Origin of the sequence: Thermococcus aciditolerans (assembly GCF_008152015.1) — an archaeon.
In the GTDB taxonomy this organism is placed as follows: Archaea; Methanobacteriota_B; Thermococci; order Thermococcales; family Thermococcaceae; genus Thermococcus; species Thermococcus celericrescens.
The window spans coordinates 1,444,950-1,460,081 of record NZ_CP041932.1 but is presented as its reverse complement, the minus strand read 5'-3'; the positions used below and the strand labels follow the sequence as shown (position 1 = coordinate 1,460,081).

At 57.2% G+C, this 15,132-nt stretch carries 15 protein-coding genes and 1 other RNA gene; 10 read left to right on the top strand and 6 right to left on the bottom strand.

The window, feature by feature from the left end:
* The first annotated feature begins 1 nt into the window (after window position 1).
* The gene (locus FPV09_RS08060; RefSeq protein WP_148883013.1) at window positions 2-859 is read left to right on the top strand and encodes an EamA family transporter; all 858 of its coding nucleotides are present in this window, start codon (window positions 2-4) and stop codon (window positions 857-859) included.
* Here the strand turns inward: FPV09_RS08060 and glnA are convergent.
* A complete protein-coding gene (glnA, locus tag FPV09_RS08055; protein WP_148883012.1) occupies window positions 856-2,181 on the bottom strand; it encodes a type I glutamate--ammonia ligase in 1,326 nt (441 codons plus the stop codon). The genes FPV09_RS08060 and glnA overlap by 4 nt on opposite strands.
* A 220-nt stretch (window positions 2,182-2,401) precedes the next feature.
* Here glnA and FPV09_RS08050 point away from each other — a divergent pair, with 220 nt between their 5' ends.
* From FPV09_RS08050 to rnpB, 4 genes are all read left to right on the top strand, one after another.
* The gene (locus FPV09_RS08050; RefSeq protein ID WP_148883011.1) at window positions 2,402-2,809 is read left to right on the top strand and encodes a DUF61 family protein; all 408 of its coding nucleotides are present in this window, start codon (window positions 2,402-2,404) and stop codon (window positions 2,807-2,809) included.
* Window positions 2,810-2,814: 5 nt separating this feature from the next.
* A complete protein-coding gene (locus tag FPV09_RS08045) occupies window positions 2,815-3,090 on the top strand; it encodes a hypothetical protein (protein WP_058938078.1) in 276 nt (91 codons plus the stop codon).
* Window positions 3,091-3,130: 40 nt separating this feature from the next.
* Entirely contained in the window at window positions 3,131-4,753 is a 1,623-nt protein-coding gene (locus FPV09_RS08040) for a COG1361 family protein (protein ID WP_148883776.1), read from the top strand.
* 75 nt (window positions 4,754-4,828) lie between these two features.
* An RNA gene (gene rnpB / locus FPV09_RS08035) (RNase P RNA component) lies at window positions 4,829-5,150 on the top strand.
* Here the strand turns inward: rnpB and FPV09_RS08030 are convergent.
* From FPV09_RS08030 to priL, 3 genes are read right to left on the bottom strand one after another with little or no spacing between them, the layout of a single operon-like run.
* Complete coding sequence (locus FPV09_RS08030) at window positions 5,136-5,984, bottom strand: DMT family transporter (RefSeq protein ID WP_210411120.1); 849 nt, start codon at window positions 5,982-5,984, stop codon at window positions 5,136-5,138. The genes rnpB and FPV09_RS08030 overlap by 15 nt on opposite strands.
* On the bottom strand, window positions 5,981-7,054 hold the full coding sequence (priS, locus tag FPV09_RS08025) for a DNA primase catalytic subunit PriS (RefSeq protein WP_148883009.1): 1,074 nt from the start codon (window positions 7,052-7,054) through the stop codon (window positions 5,981-5,983). Before priS ends, FPV09_RS08030 begins: the two co-directional genes overlap by 4 nt.
* Entirely contained in the window at window positions 7,047-8,282 is a 1,236-nt protein-coding gene (gene priL, locus FPV09_RS08020) for a DNA primase large subunit PriL (protein WP_148883008.1), read from the bottom strand. Before priL ends, priS begins: the two co-directional genes overlap by 8 nt.
* Before the next feature lie 244 nt (window positions 8,283-8,526).
* Here priL and FPV09_RS08015 point away from each other — a divergent pair, with 244 nt between their 5' ends.
* The 3 genes from FPV09_RS08015 to FPV09_RS08005 all read left to right on the top strand — a co-directional run bounded on the left by FPV09_RS08015 (window position 8,527) and on the right by FPV09_RS08005 (window position 11,620).
* Window positions 8,527-9,273, top strand: a complete 747-nt coding sequence (locus tag FPV09_RS08015; RefSeq protein WP_058938074.1) for an ATPase domain-containing protein — start codon at window positions 8,527-8,529, stop codon at window positions 9,271-9,273.
* 68 nt (window positions 9,274-9,341) lie between these two features.
* Entirely contained in the window at window positions 9,342-10,508 is a 1,167-nt protein-coding gene (locus FPV09_RS08010) for a hypothetical protein (protein ID WP_148883007.1), read from the top strand.
* Complete coding sequence (locus FPV09_RS08005; RefSeq protein ID WP_148883006.1) at window positions 10,490-11,620, top strand: tripartite tricarboxylate transporter permease; 1,131 nt, start codon at window positions 10,490-10,492, stop codon at window positions 11,618-11,620. Before FPV09_RS08010 ends, FPV09_RS08005 begins: the two co-directional genes overlap by 19 nt.
* 10 nt (window positions 11,621-11,630) lie before the next feature.
* On the opposite strand, the gene FPV09_RS08000 is transcribed toward FPV09_RS08005, so the two are convergent.
* Entirely contained in the window at window positions 11,631-11,939 is a 309-nt protein-coding gene (locus FPV09_RS08000) for a DUF5748 family protein (RefSeq protein WP_148883005.1), read from the bottom strand.
* Window positions 11,940-12,009: 70 nt separating this feature from the next.
* Here FPV09_RS08000 and FPV09_RS07995 point away from each other — a divergent pair, with 70 nt between their 5' ends.
* Window positions 12,010-13,200, top strand: coding sequence for a class I SAM-dependent rRNA methyltransferase (locus tag FPV09_RS07995; RefSeq protein ID WP_148883004.1), 1,191 nt, complete (start codon window positions 12,010-12,012; stop codon window positions 13,198-13,200).
* A 142-nt stretch (window positions 13,201-13,342) separates the two neighbouring features.
* Window positions 13,343-14,146 carry a lipoate--protein ligase family protein gene (locus FPV09_RS07990; RefSeq protein ID WP_148883003.1) on the top strand — a complete coding sequence of 268 codons (804 nt, stop codon included), beginning with the start codon at window positions 13,343-13,345 and terminating at the stop codon, window positions 14,144-14,146.
* On the opposite strand, the gene FPV09_RS07985 is transcribed toward FPV09_RS07990, so the two are convergent.
* Window positions 14,143-15,123 carry an ATP-NAD kinase family protein gene (locus FPV09_RS07985; protein WP_148883002.1) on the bottom strand — a complete coding sequence of 327 codons (981 nt, stop codon included), beginning with the start codon at window positions 15,121-15,123 and terminating at the stop codon, window positions 14,143-14,145. The genes FPV09_RS07990 and FPV09_RS07985 overlap by 4 nt on opposite strands.
* Between the last annotated feature and the right edge of the window lie 9 nt (window positions 15,124-15,132).

The window sequence follows — 15,132 nt, the reverse complement described above, 5'->3', positions numbered from 1 at the left end:
CATGAGGAGGGGATACCTCTTAGTTTTTCTCGCCGCGTCGAGCTGGGGTACCCTCGGCATATTCGCCAAGTACCTCGACGGCTTTGGCCTCAGTCCGTTCACGATGGTCTTTTACCGCGTTCTCTTCGCGCTGATGCTCCTCGGTACGTACCTTGAGCTCAGGGGGATTGGACTGTCCATAGGGAGGGAGAGGCTGAAGTTCTACGCCATCTACGGATTCTTCAGCATCTTCCTCTTCTATACCCTCTACTTCTACACGGTGACCATCTCGTCAGTCTCCTTCGCGGTCCTTCTCCTCTACACCGCCCCGGTGTACTCGATAGTTCTGGGCAGGTTGATCTTCAAAGAACCCCTGAGGAGGGAGAAGCTCATCGCCCTCGTCATGGTCATGGCGGGAGTAGTCCTCGTCAACGGTTCCGGGGCCGGGTTCTCGACCAGGGCGCTCCTCTTCGGCCTCCTGACCGGACTGACCTACGCTCTCTACGGGGTTCTGGCCAAGCTCGCGGTGAGGAAGGAGGAACCCGAGAAGGCCCTCTTCTACACCCTCCTGTTTGGACTCCTGTTTCTCCTTCCCTTCACTGACTTCAGCGTCCCAACGGGGGCGGTTCCATATCTCTTCGCACTGGCACTCTTCCCGACGTTTCTCGGCTACATCCTCTACAACCATGCGCTAAAGGAAGTTGAGGTCAGCAGGGCCAGCATAGTTGCCACCATAGAACCCGTGGTTGCCATAGTCCTGGCGTTCGTTCTTTTCGGCGAGAGGCTGAGTGCGGCACAGCTCGCCGGCGCCGCCTTGATCATAGGGGGCTCGGTGATAGTGCACATGGGGGAGAAGGAGGGGCCGGAGGAAGCCCGCTAGACGTGGAAGTACCTCTCGAGCTCCCACTCCGTCACCTTCTTTGTTTCCTGGGGAATATCCCGTGAGGCCAGGTACTCGAGGTAGTCTTCCCACTCGCGTTCTTTGTACTCCACGAAGTTCCGGTAGGCGCCGCCCAGGGCCTCCCTGACGACCCGGTCCCTCTTCAGCTCGTCGAGCGCCTCCCCGAGACTTCCGGGCAGGGTACCTATCCCGAGTCCGGCCCTCTCGGAGTCTTCCATCTCGTAGACGTTTGCCTCGGTGTACGCCTCCGGCTCCAGCCTTCTTTTTATTCCGTCGAGTCCGGCCATTAGAACCGCCGCGAATGCCAGGTATGGGTTGGCGCTGGGGTCGGGACACCTGTACTCTATCCTGGCCCCGTTGCCCCAGAACGCGGGAACCCTTATCAGGGTGCTCCTGTTGCGGTAGCCCCAGCTGATGTAAACGGGAGCCTCGTAGCCGGGGACGAGGCGCTTGTAGCTGTTCACCGTCGGGTTTGTGACCGCCGAGAGGGCCCTCGCGTGCTTTAGCAGACCGCCGAGGAAGTGCAGTGCGGTCTCACTGAGGCCGTCCTCCCCTATGAATGCGTTCTCTCCGTCCTTCCAGAGGCTTATGTGGAGGTGCATCCCGTTCCCGGGAAATCCGTGGATGGGTTTGGGCATGAAGGTCGCGTATAAACCGCGCATCTCGGCTGTCGCTTTGACGATGTATTTGAAGCTGACTATGTTGTCCGCCGTTTTGAGGGCCTCATCGTAGCGGAAGTCTATCTCGTGCTGGGACTTCCCGACCTCGTGGTGAAGAACCTCCGGGACGAGGCCAAAGGCCCGCATGTAGAGCGCTATCTCCCTCCGCAGGGTGCGGGCCCTGTCGAGGGTGACGAGGTCGAAATAGCCCCCGCTGTCGGGTATCTTAAGCTCCCAGGTTCCGTTCTTTTTGAAGAGGTAGAACTCCGGCTCCGGACCGATGTATGCCCTGAATCCCTCCTTTTCAATCCTCTCGATCGCCGCTCTGAGCACCCCCCTCGGATCCGCACCGTAGGGGCTTCCGTCTTTGTAGATGTACCCATAGACCCTCGCTATTCCCTCCCACGGAACCTCGGTGTAGGTGGCCGGATCTGGCTTCAGAACGAGGTCACTGTCCTCTATCCTCTGGAAACCGGATATGGACGAGCCGTCAAAGGCTATTCCCTCCGTCAGTGCGTCTTCGTATCTATCCACAGGTATCTCCATGCCCTTTGGAACCCCGTTGATGTCGACGAAGACCAGCTGGACAAACCCCGGCGACCCGGCTCCGTGACCAATCCCAACCGTGGAAATTTCGTTCATTTTTATCACCATCAAATGTTCTAACGTTCAATTTTTATGCCAGATTACTGAACGATTAATCTGATAAAAGCCTTTTCACTGGATTTTTGTCACTATGACGAGCGGATGTGCGGGACTTCCACCCTTTGACAGCAAAATGTTCATTCCGTTGTCAAAATCATATGAAATTTACATTTTAATGTCAAACAAAGCTTTTTGTGCTTTGGCCGTAGCCATAAACATGACAAAGGCGGAGGACATACTGAACAGGGAGATCGCGAGGATGAACCTTCACCTCCCCGCTCTCCGTCCCACCCTTTCCCAGCTCCTGGCGGAGGAGGAGCCAAGCGTTAGACTCCGCGACGGGAGCTATCACTACTTCCGGCGCTCCGAGCTTGAGTACCTGATGGGCCTGGTGGACGGTGATGAGTGCGAGCGCCTCAAGGTGCCCATAGTCCTGGAGATAAGCACCCTCCACAGGGGCTACTTCAGGGTCAGGGGGCGCGTGGAGGTCAAGGTCATAGATAAAATCCTGGGCACCTACAGCATCCTAGCGGAGCGGGACGAGGAGCTTTATCCCCGCTACCTGCTCCCGAGGATTAGACGGGCTCTCCCGACCACCACAACCTACGCGTTCATAGCGGAGTGATGACCATGGACGAGGACACTAAGGTTCTCAAGGACTACCTAATCTTCACGGTGCCCCACGTCACCGTGCTGGCGGGGGCCATTCTGGGCGTCATGATGATTCTAGGGGTTCCCGTTAACCTTGCCCTGGGGATTTTTGCCAGCCTGTATGGTGCAATGCTCCTGATCCTCGGCATGATAATCCGCCCCCACGTCTCCGGTATCCGTGCGTACTGGCTTTTTATTGCGTTCACGGTTTTTCTCATTCTCTCCGGGTGCTTTCTGTCCCTGCACGGTAGGTAAATTTATATCCAATTGCACTTAATAATAACCGGTGAGGTTCATGAAAAAGGCGGGCGTTTTACTGCTGTCCTTGATGTTGCTTTCCACTGCTCACCTTGTCTCCGCCCAATCCGGGCTGGTGACATCTGACGCAATTTCGGTTGTGCGGGGCGACTACTCCGAAGGGGTACTAACTCTCAGGAGCACCGTTGGATTCACCTATCATGTAGTTAGCTACAGGGGTTTCCTGGTGTTTGACGAGAAGATGAACCGTGTTAACGGGTTCAATTTCACAATCTCTCCGTCAGTGTTCACTGACTGGCAGGGGGGCGATACCCACACCGTGCGCTATCGGCTGGAGTGCCCCCGCAACATTTCCCCCGGCAATTACACACTTCGGCTCAATTTTATTGCATCGACGCAAAACGGTCTCGTATATGTTGTTCCGGTTGATGTGGCCCTTACCGTGATGGGCTCCCCCCTAAAGTTTGGCGACGTCGAGGCCTACGTTCAGGACAGGCCCGGCTCATCCTACGTTCTGAACGGGGAGACCATAGTCGTTTTCTCCTACGTCACCAACATCGGTCACGGGAACGTCTCCGCGGTGGGGCAGCTCTCCCTGGTCAGGGATGGAAAAACCTACTTCTTCGAGAACAGGACGCTGACCTTCGTACCCGGGGACAACCTCGTCCGGTTTGAGGTACCCGTCGGATACGACCTTTCCCCCGGGACGTACCGGCTCCACTATCTCCTAAGGTACGATGGGGGCACCTACAGGTACTCCAAAGACTTCCCCGTAAAGTTCGGGGTCACGCTGGTGGGGGTGTCCCTAAAATCCGACGAGGTGAAGGTGAACGAGGACAACAGGGCGTACGTGACGGTTCTCTCCGAGAGGCTCATCGGCATGAACCTGACGGTTGAGGCTTACAGGGACGGGGAGCTGATATCGAGGGCCGTGGAGCCAACGGAGATTGGAGGGGGTACAACGGTTCTCGAAGTTCCCCTCCCAACGAACGTGTCGGGCTCCATCACGGCCGTCATAAAACTGACCTTCGGTGAACGCCTGATCGGGGAAGGCAACGTTACCTACACCGTTTCAGCTCCCCCTGTGCTCGCAAACGTCTCCTACGAGAGGACTGCCAACGATGAGGTGCTCTTCAAGCTCGCCGTCGAAAACCCCGGGGACGGGAGTGTGAACGGCGTTCTCACCTACAGGATATCCTCGGACGACGGGGTACTGTACAAGGACTCCATAGAGGAGTCCATACCACCTGGGACCAGCGAGATAACGGTGAAGTTTGAGGTTCCGGTGGGGAAGACTGTCTACTACGAGTTTGCCCTCACCGCAGCAGGGGAGACGAGCACCGCAAAGGGAGGGCTCTACCTGGAGCTCCCCGAGCCGACGACCACGACTTCGTCCCCCACGCCCACGACCTCATCCACCGCACCATCGAACACCACGACTACCGGTGGTGGCGGTGGCTCCAGGGCCCCCTGGATCGGCCTCGTGGCAGTGGCTCTCATCCTCCTGGCGGTGGGTGCCTTCTACTACCTGAACCGCGCGGAGGGGACCCGGAAGAAGCGCGTCAGGCCAAAGCCCAAGAGACGCTCCCCCCTGGGCAGGTTCAAGAGGCCCAAGAAGCCGGAGTTTAATGAGAACAAGGAACTCCCCAGGAAGAAGTGAGCTTTCACTTCCTTTTTGTTTCGTTCAATGTCCCAAATGCCAACCTTTTTATTCCGGTTGTCCAAACTATCCACGGCGAGGGGGTCGGGGACTCTCGGGGTGCTCCCGAGGAAGTTCCGCCCACCTCACCGGGGCCGCGGTGCCGCGAGGCACCTCCCGAGAGGGAGGGCAACGGCGCAGAAACGACACGTCCCGGCGGGTATGGGGATGAAAGCGGCGAAGGACCCGGCGACGGGCTCCGAGCTAACCCGCAGACGACCCGTCGGGGACCGGTGAAACGGCCGTCCCGCGGGGTGCAAGGCCGAGGGAGGGGCGATGAAGTCCCGGTGCGAGCCCCGTGGTAGGCCGCTCAGTCGAATGTCCCCTTGAGACAGAAGGCGGGCTACGACCCCCTCGCCCTGATGTCCAGCAGGGATGCGAGGAGTATCAGGACCCCTCCGAGTGCTGTTCTGACTCCCGGGACCTCTCCGAATACCAGAAACGCATACACCACAGCGCTCATTGGGTCTAGATAGCTCAGCAGTGCCGCCTCGTTGACCTCCACCTCTTTGAGTCCGTCCATGTAAAGGAACAGCGCCAGAACGGTATGGACTCCGACGAGGACGAGAACCGCCCACCAGGCCGGCTCCTCAACGCCTGAAACCGCCATAAACGGGGCGAGCACGAGCGATGCTATCGCGAGCTGGAGGAACGTCAGCGTTTTGCCATCGATCCCGCGCAGGAATCTCCCGAGGTTCGGTATCATGGCGTAGAAGAAAGCCGCAGTCAGGGCGAGTAAGATCCCGACGAAGTCTCTGTTGCCCAAATCGATGTTCTGGCCGCTCATAATCAGGATAAGCCCCGTGAATGCGGTGCCTATCAGGAGCCAGCTCTTCAGGCTCAGCCTCTCACCGAGGAAGCGCCACGAGATAACCGTCGCTATTATCGGCGCTATATAATAGACGAGAACCGCGTTTGCTATGGTGGTGTAGTTGAACGCCGTGAAGAGGAAAACCCAGTTTAAGGCGAGGGAAACGCCCAGTGCCAGGAGGGGCTTCCATCTGGCCCTCAGGAGTGGGGGGAGCGATTGGAGCCATTCATTCTTTCCGGCAAGGATGGCGAGGAGCAGGAGGGCGCCGAGGGACACCCTGAAGAAGGCGACCCCTAGGCCGGATAGGTTTGAGAAGCGTGCGAATATCCCCACGCTGCCCCATATCAGCATCGCCGTGGCGATTTTTATCCTTCCGTTCACAGTGCATCCCCGTGCTCTTCCAGCCATTCTTCGTAGGCTTCCCTGACCTCCTCCTTCCTGAACCTGGGAACGGCATCCTCGAAGGGGTTAAACCTTTCGAGCTTTCTTTCATCCGAGCCGATGTACGTCGTCACGAGTCCAACCTTTGAGTGCAGGCTCGACGGGAGGCGGAGGATTCTTTTAACATCGACCGTAACGCGACCGTCAAAGTAGGCCTTTGAAAACGTACTCGATGCATTGAGGAGTATCATGAAACCGCTCCTCCTTTCCCCCTTCCGTGGGGGCCGTTTAAGGGAGTTGGGAAAAGCCACGTTGGGGGATTTTGCGTTTAGTACAAACTCATTATAGATCTTTTCTATGTTTTCAAGGATATCCTGGATCTGCTTGGGACTCAATCCAAAGTTCTCCAGGTGATTTTTGTTAATCCTCCTGAGGAAGTATCCGAATCTCAGTCGAAATACCCGGTAGTAGCCGGAGGAGAGCATTATCATATTGCTTTCAATGTCCTTCTTATAGTCTAACTCCTCCGCGGCACTGATGTATGTTAAAACCTTTTCCCTGGCCTTGCCGTCGAGGGAGAGCGCCCAGTCGTCCAGAATGCGGATGTGGTAGCCCCTGCCGGAATAGACCACGTGGACATCCTCGAAGCCGAAGTCCTCCTTGAGAACCACGAGGGTGTCCCTCGCCAGCTCCTTCGCGTCCTCGAGACATATCGGGCACACACGGCCGTGCTCGTGGATGTGGGAGCACCTCCTCAGGGGCAGGTCCTTCGCGTCTATGTCGAAAACGAGCTCGGCCCCGAGCCAGCCCTCCATATCCTTGGGCTCCTCGTAGAGGGCGACGCTGGAATAGACCGCGTAGGGGGCGGTTGTCTTCACGTAGTCCTCCAGGTCGCGGACGTCGAGGAAGACGTTCTTCCTGTCGCTCGGCCCCTCGCCGGTGTGGTCGAATCCAAACTCCCTGTTCTCGAGGGTTCTGACGATGAAATCGGGCAGCCTCTTCGCGCTCCATTCCCGTTTGTAGTAGAGCGCCCTCTCCTCCTTCGTCATCTCCCTAAGGAGCTCACCCATTTTCCTCACCGCCCTCTTTGGCCCCTCCGTCCGTTTCTTCGCCCTCGCCTTCTCCCTTCCGCCGGTTTTCGAGGTAGAGCTTCCTGAGGTAGTAGGTCAGGGGGTTCTTGATGTTCCTGCAGTCCCTGTCTGGCCTGCAGAGTTCCGGCGCGTTGGCCCGTATCTTGGAGCAGTTGGGCGGGAAGTACCAGGTCGAGTTCCCGCTGTCCTCAAGGGTAGGGTTGTCCGTGAGGCCGAAGCCGAGGTGGTACCAGATGTTCTTTACCTCGTGGGGCTGGTCCTCGAAGAGGGGCGGTGAACAGCGGTTGCCTGCCTCGATGATCACGGGCAGTATCTCCCTCTCCACAACGCCCAGGTCGCTCACGCAGTCCTTTATCCTCACGTCCCTCCTGGGGGGATTGGGGCAGAGCCTGGCGTAGCTCAGGAAGCTCGTCAGGAGAACGGTTATAGCGTAGTTCCTGAGGCCCGAGGGAACGCCGCCCAGGGCAATCTTGACGCACGGCGGGAACAGGTCGAAGCGCAGCGGCCCCGCCTTGGCGGGGCCCATCCTCTCCAGCCTCTCCTTGTAGTGCTCCCGCGCTATTTCGCCGAGCTTCTCGTAGAGCCGGAGGTAGTAGTCGGGCAGCTCGTCCCTTATCTCGTAGAGCAGGTTCACCGCCCTGTCAAAGTTTCTCTCGAAGGAGCGCTTCCACAGCTCAATGGCCCCTTCCTCTGTAAGGTACGCGTATCCGTTCCGCACGTAGACCTCTTTGAGGGAGCCCTCCCACAGCTCCAGGAACTTTGACAGGTGTATCCTGTATCCCAGCCGCAGCTTCCTCCTCTCGTCGGGGGACAGCTCCTTGTGGTGGGTTCTCTCGAGTATGGTTCTGTCCCTCTCGGGGATTTCGCCGCCGGGGACTGCCTCGAGGGGTGTGGAAACCCCCACGAGCGTTCCTCTCTGCAGTATCCTCCTGTGGTATATCCTCAGGTTGGCCTCCCTGACGACCTCCCTCTCGAGGCCGTACGGTGAGAAGGCCAGCGCTCCCAGGAGTGCGTAGAACGTGAGCAGATCCCGTATCCCCTCCAGCTCAAGGATGCCCTCGGGTATTTCACCGGACTTTATCCAGCTAACCCTCTCGAGGGCGGCATCAACCCCAACGTACGACGGTATTATCATGAGCAGCTCGGTTATTCCACCGAACTCGTCTTTAACGAGCCGCCTGGCCTCGGGCCCGAATGGATCCAGCATGGCTTCACCTCTTCAGGGTATTGGTCTCGATTATTGCTAACGGGCAAAAAAATGTTTTGTTGGAAAGGTATCCCGTTTCTCAGAGAATCTTTCCCATGAAAGAAAAATCTTGGACTTTATCCCACCAACGGCGGAGTGACGTGGGTGGAATTCCAAAAGTTTTATATTCTTTTCAATCCAGAAGTTATATTAGAGTGGGTGATCAGGTCAAAGCATTATCGACTAACGTTCAAGGGTGATTTAAATGGGGAGATACGCAGTGGAGAGGGTGAAGAGCGGCATCCCTGGCTTTGATGACTTAATTCAGGGAGGCTTCCCCAAGGGCACCACCGTCCTTGTCACCGGTCCAACTGGTAGCGGAAAAACAACTTTTGCCGTTCAGTTTGCATACAAGGGAGCTGAGTTATATAACGAACCTGCCGTTATCGTTACCCTTGAGGAGAGGGCCCAGGACCTCAGGAAGGAGATGGCCACCTTTGGGTGGGATCTTGAGAGGCTGGAGCGCGAGAAGAAGATCGCCATTGTTGATGGTGTAAGCGCGGTCGTTGGGCTTCCCTCTGAGGAGCAGTATGTGCTTGAGGGCAATCTCAACACGGAGGACTTTCTCCGCTACATCTACCGCGTCGTCAAGGCAATCGATGCCAAAAGGCTTGTGATCGACTCAATTCCATCCATCGCCTTCAGACTGCATGACGAGTCCAGGATACGGGAGGTCCTGCTTCAGCTGAACACTATCCTCCTGGAGATGGGGGTTGCTTCAATACTGACCACTGAGGCTCCCGACCCCGGAAGGGGTAAAATAAGCCGCTACGGAATGGAGGAGTACATAGCAAGGGGGGTTGTCCTTCTTGATTTCGTCGAGAAAGAGGTCGAGCTGAAGCGCTATCTCCTGATAAGGAAGATGCGCGAGACCAAGCACTCGATGAAGAAGTACCCCTTCGAGATAACCGAGGAGGGCATAGTGGTCTACCCGAGCGGTGAGGTATACTGACTTTCATTCCCCCAGTATCCCCCGGGAGTGAGGGCAAACTTTTTAAGGTTCAGTGATTACTTTTGACCATGGTTAAGGATATAAGAATCGTATTTGTATTATTGATAGGTTCTATTGTGGTTTTAACTGCACTGGCGGCAGTAAGTGAAAGTCGGGTCGAGTCCAGCGCGTTCGTTGGTCTCTGCGTGTATTCTGAGGATGGCTTCTCCATCCTGACCAACGGCACGGAGAGCGTCGGGGTCTATGCCTCACTCGACGTTGGACGGGTCTACCGGGTTACGGGCGTCCCGTACAACTCAACCTCCGGTCCAAGGATGAGACCCGAGAGCGTGGAGCTCGCGGAACCGACGTTCCCCCTCGACTCGGTGACTGGAGCGTACTGGCCCTCGCGGGGATACTACCTCCTCACACCCTCAAAGATACGGCTTGCGTTCCCGATAGACGCCGCTAAGGGGGAGATGGTCAGCGTCGAGGGCCTCTGGCACGGCGGGAGGTTCTACCCCCTCCACTATCGACGACTCGGCCTCCCCGACGGCCCCGTCGATGGAATGCCCTGGGAGGTCGAGGGGGTCGTCGTTTACTCCGGCAGGCAGACGCTCCTCTGGAACGGCAGTGAGGAGATAGCGGTCTATCCTCCCTACGGCGTCGAACTCGAGCCGGGTCAGAGGGTTCGGGTTCTTGGAACCGTCAGGCTCTACTCGAGAATCTCCCTGTTCGTCGATTCCCGGGACGACATCCTGGTACTCGGGGCTGCGGAGAGGAGACCTCTCCAGGGCGCGGGGATTGGGGATATCGCGGTCGGCAACTGCACCGTTGTGGGGCGCGGTCGCTCTTTGAAACTTGACTGCAGTGACCTCAGGCTCTACGGCTTCTCCGCCCGGGTTGGCGACGTGATCCACATGGAGGCCCTGCGGCGCCGTTCCTCCCTCCTCTGCCTTAACTGTTCTGTTATCATGCCCAGGGAAGAGCTCCCAAACGGCATCTGCTCCTTTTCGGAAGGAATGTTCGCCAGAATCCGCGGGAACGTCTCCTGGGTTAAGGTTTACAGAAACGGTTTCGGCATCGCCAACGTTACCGGCGGGGAATGCTGGGTGCTCCTCAAGATTAGGAAGTCGCTGGGAATAAGGCTGGATGAAAACGAAACCGTCACCGCCTACGGCTTCTTCACGACCTATCGCGGCATGCCCGCCTTTGAAGTTGCCTCGGGTGATGACGTGTGCTCCGGGAACTGCTGACGGGCATCGCGGGCGGCACCTTGAGCGGCATCGCGCCGGGGATACACGTCAACACTTTGGGCGCCTTTCTATCGGATATGGGAGTCCGCAGCAACCTCCTTCTGTTCGCGATGGGGCTGACCCACACTTTCCTTGACGTCATTCCCTCCGCCTTCCTGGGGGTTCCTGACGAGGGTACTGCGCTTGGAGTCCTCCCAGCCCACCGGCTCGTTCTCAGGGGGCGGGCAATGGAGGTCGTCAGAATCGCCCTGTGGGCGAGTTTTCTGGCCGTTCTCCTATCCATCCCCCTCGTGCCGTTCTACCTGCTGCTGGCCCCGGAGTACCGTCCAGAACTCGGCCGCCTCTTCGTTCTTTTCCTGGCGGTTCTCATAGTCGCGACTGAGAAGGGCTGGAGGAAGGTTTTTGTGCTCCTTGTCTTCCTGCTCTCGGGGCTCCTGGGCGTTCTGACCTTCAGGCTGGGTCTCTCTCAGCCGTTCTACCATCTGTTCACGGGTCTTTTTGGACTCCCCGTCGTTCTGCTGGCCCTGGGAAGTGGGGCATCCCCCGTGGGTGGTGGGGGAGATGGTAAAATCCTCCTGAGCAGGCATCGTTTTGCCGGCCTCTCCCTCATGGGGACGCTGCTTGGAATGGTTGCCTCCCTTGTTCCCGCCTTCACGGCATCCCAGGCGGCCCTCCTCGGTTCCTTCCTTTCGAAAGACGAGCGTTCCTTCCTGACCGTCGTGTTCTCAGTGAACACGGCCAACTTCATGTTCTCCTTTGCCAATTTCCTTTCAACTGGAAGGAGGCGAAACGGTATCGTTGCCCTGATGGCGCCCGCTGCAGGGAGTGATATCTACTTCTACCTCCTGGCGGCCCTCTTCGTTTCGATGGCGGTTCTCCTCTATGCCGAGCCCCTCGCCGCTCTCATACTCCATCTGCTCGGGCGGGTTCCCTACGGGGCGCTCAACTCCGCGGTCGCCGGGATTCTCGTGGCTCTTTCGTACCTCTTCGATGGTGCCACAGGTTTGGTTGTTCTCTCGGGGGGCGTGATGATTGGACTGCTGGCGGCGGTACTTGGGGTCAAAAGAACGGGCTGCATGGGGGTGCTGATGCTCCCCATAATAATCGGATAAGAAGGGGAAATCAAACGAACTTCTCCTTCATAATCTTTTGGAGCTCCGCGTAGTCGGTGACAATCCTCTTGCCGTCAAGCGTGGTGAAGCAGGCCTTCTTGACCTTCACCGTCTTCATTTCAGTGTACTTCATCTCGGGCGGATCGTAAGAACCAGGCTCGACGACCTCGTCCTCGACGGCGTAGATTTCAAGCTCCGGCTGTCCGACGTACTTCCAGACCTCGTAGAAGGCCTCTGGCTCGAGGTGGATTTCGCCGTCAATCTCTATCCAATCCGCCCCTATATCCTCAAGAAACTCCTTCACTACCTCGAAGTGCATAGAATCACCAGCATAATATAGGACGCTAAGGGTTATATACCTATCGCCGAACTTCCACCGGTGGTGAGAGATGGCGAAGGTTATAGTTGACGCTCAGGCTGCGAGAGCGATAGGCAAGGGTGCGATGATAGTTTTCAAAAAGGGAGTCGTGAGAACCGAGGGTGAGATAAGGCCGGGTGACATAGCGGAGGTCTACACGCGCGGGGGTAAGTTCCTGGGCAGGGGATTCATCAACCCGAACTCCAACATCATGGTCAGGCTCATAACCCAGGACGAGCACACGGAGGTTAACAAGGAGCTCTTCCGTGAGAGGATTAGGAGGGCCAACGAGTACCGCAAGAAGGTTCTCGGCTACGACAAGGCATACCGCATGGTGTACGGCGAGGCGGACTATTTGCCCGGCCTCATAGTTGACCGCTTCAACGAGATTGCCTCCGTCCAGATTTCGAGCATAGGCATGGAGAGGTTCAAACTTGACGTTGCCGAGGCGATAATGGAGGCCGAGCCCGAGATTGAGACCGTCTTTGAGAAGAACACCGGGCGCTCGAGGAGGAGGGAGGGGCTGCCCGAGATAGAGCGCGTCCTCCTCGGCAGGGAGAAGTACCGCACCATAATTGAGGAGGGCAGGGCGAAGTTCATCGTGGATATGCGCGGCCAGAAGACCGGCTTCTTCCTCGACCAGAGGGAGAACAGAATAGCCCTTGAAAAGTACGTCAAACCTGGGATGAGGGTTCTCGACGTCTTCACCTACACCGGCGGATTTGCGATACACGCCGCCGTTGCGGGCGCTGACGAAGTTGTGGCCGTCGATAAGTCCCCCTGGGCCATAAACATGGTGAAGGAGAACGCCAAACTCAACGGCGTGGATGACAGGATGAAGTACGTCGTGGGGAGCGCGTTCCAGGTCATGGAGGACATGATAAAGAGGGGCGAGAAGTTCGATGTCGTGATCCTTGATCCGCCGGCCTTTGTCCAGCACGAAAAGGACCTGAAGCGCGGGCTCAGGGCGTACTTCAACGTGAACTACGCGGGGATGCAGCTCGTTAAGGAGGGCGGCGTTCTGGTCACCGCATCCTGCTCCCAGCACGTCGATATGCAGGCCTTCAAGGACATGGTTATCGCGGCCGCCGCAAAGGCCGGCAAGTTCCTCCGGCTCCTTGAGCCCTACAGGACGCAGGCCCCCGACCACCCGATACTGATGGCCTCGAAGGACACCGAGTATCTCAAGGCCCTGTTCCTCTACGTGGAGGACATGAAGTAGCCGCTCAGTCGTGGGCGTTTCAGCATACACGCCGGCTCAGAGGAGGTGCTTTCTCTTCATTGCGGCCACTGAAAATTGGGGGTTCACAATTAAGGCTTTTTCTACCCCCAACTTTATTAGCATCCACAGAGAATCATTAATCATGTCCCTTCGGGTGTTGGTCTTCGATAGCGGCGACCCAAAGTTCGACCTAGCCTTTGAGGAGGCCCTGGGCAGGCTGAGGGCGGGGGATAAAATTCCGGACACCCTTCGCCTCTGGAGGACTTCACGCTCTGTCGTTCTTGGGTATTTCAGAAGTGCCGAGGAGGACGTCAACCTCGATGTGGCCAGCGGAAATGGAATTCCGCTCATCAGACGCTTTACAGGCGGTGGTACGGTATACCTTGACGAGGGCTGTCTCAACTACTCCATCGTCATGAAGAGGAAGGTCGAGTTTCCAATTTCCTACCTCTACGGAACAGTTCTAAAGGGCACGCTTGCTGCACTCAAATCTCTGGGCTTCTCCCCCTACCTTAGGAACACAAACGACGTTGTTGTGAACGGAAAGAAGGTTTCGGGCACCGCTGCGAGTATTAAGTGGGGCGTCCTCTTCCTTCACGGCTCCATTCTTGTTGATGCTGATTTGGGGATGCTGAATTCCCTCCTGAAGGTTCCTCGGGAGTTTAAACCCTCGGTTGACCCGGTGAAGTACCGGGTGGCAAACCTCCGTGAGTTCCGTGGGGGGATTGGAGTGGGGGATGTTATGGAGTCGCTTATCGAGGGGTATTCGAGCGCACTTTCGGTGGATGTTCGTATGGAAGAGCCTTCAAGGAGGGAGCTTGAGGCAGCTGAGGTTCTTTACCGGCTCAAATACTCGCGAGATGAGTGGAATCTAAAACTCCCCTCCTCCTATCTGGCAACCATGGATAAGACCATAGAAAAAGAACTGGGGAGGCTGTGCTTCTAATCCCCGAAGAAGCCTCTCTCTGCCGCAAGCCGAAGGGTTTTTCTGTAGTCTATCACCCTTGGTCCCTCTCTCGTGAGCCTGGCTGTTATTTCCCCGTCCATCTCGACCTCCCTTTCACCATCGAGGGCGAAGAGGGTGGGGCTGGTGCGTATCTCGACCTCCTCCCCGAGGGGTATCTCTTTGACCTCGCCTACAAGAACCCGCTTGAAAACCCCCGGTGCTATCGGTGCCTTTACCTGCTTGCCCCTGCCTATCTCAAGATACAGTCCCAAGTCGTCCCCTTCAGTTACCTCCCTCAGGATTCCGGCGATGGAGCTGAGGCCTATGTTTGAGGGGGAGCATCGGGTGACCACGAGTTCCTTAAGGTACTCCGGCTTCCACACGGCCTTTGAGCCGACAAAGGAGTGAGTCGTCGCGGCGGCGTCTATGAGTGCTATGTCCCTCAGCTCACCGTCCTCAAAGAGCTCTATCCGTTTCGTCCGGTAGGTGCCCTCCTCGGGCTTTACGACCCCGGTCGCTATCGCTGCCACCGCTTCTCCGGCTATTGTGGCCTCTATCATGTACGGAAAGACGTTGTTTGTTCCGGTGGATATGGGCATTATTGGCGTCTCCCCGCATGCCTTCGCGACTATCCTGTTGGTTCCGTCGCCGCCTATCACAACTATGACTGACGCCTCCTCTCTGAGGACTTCGGTCGCCTTGTATGTGTCGCGCCAGTCCCCGAAAACCTTCATGTCTATCAGCTCGACCTCGATGTTGAGGTGATCCTCCACTGCTCTCTTTGCACCAGGGATTATTCCAAAGGTCTCGGGCATGCCGATTACCCTCTCCACGCCTAGCTCCTGGAGTATCAGGAGGAGCCTCTCGACTATGCTGACCTTTTCCATGTTGTCGAAGACGCTCGCGTGGGCCACCAGCCGTCGTATGTCCCTTCCTGATTCGGGGTTGGCTATTATCCCGACGGTTCTTCTCTTCATTCTTCCAGC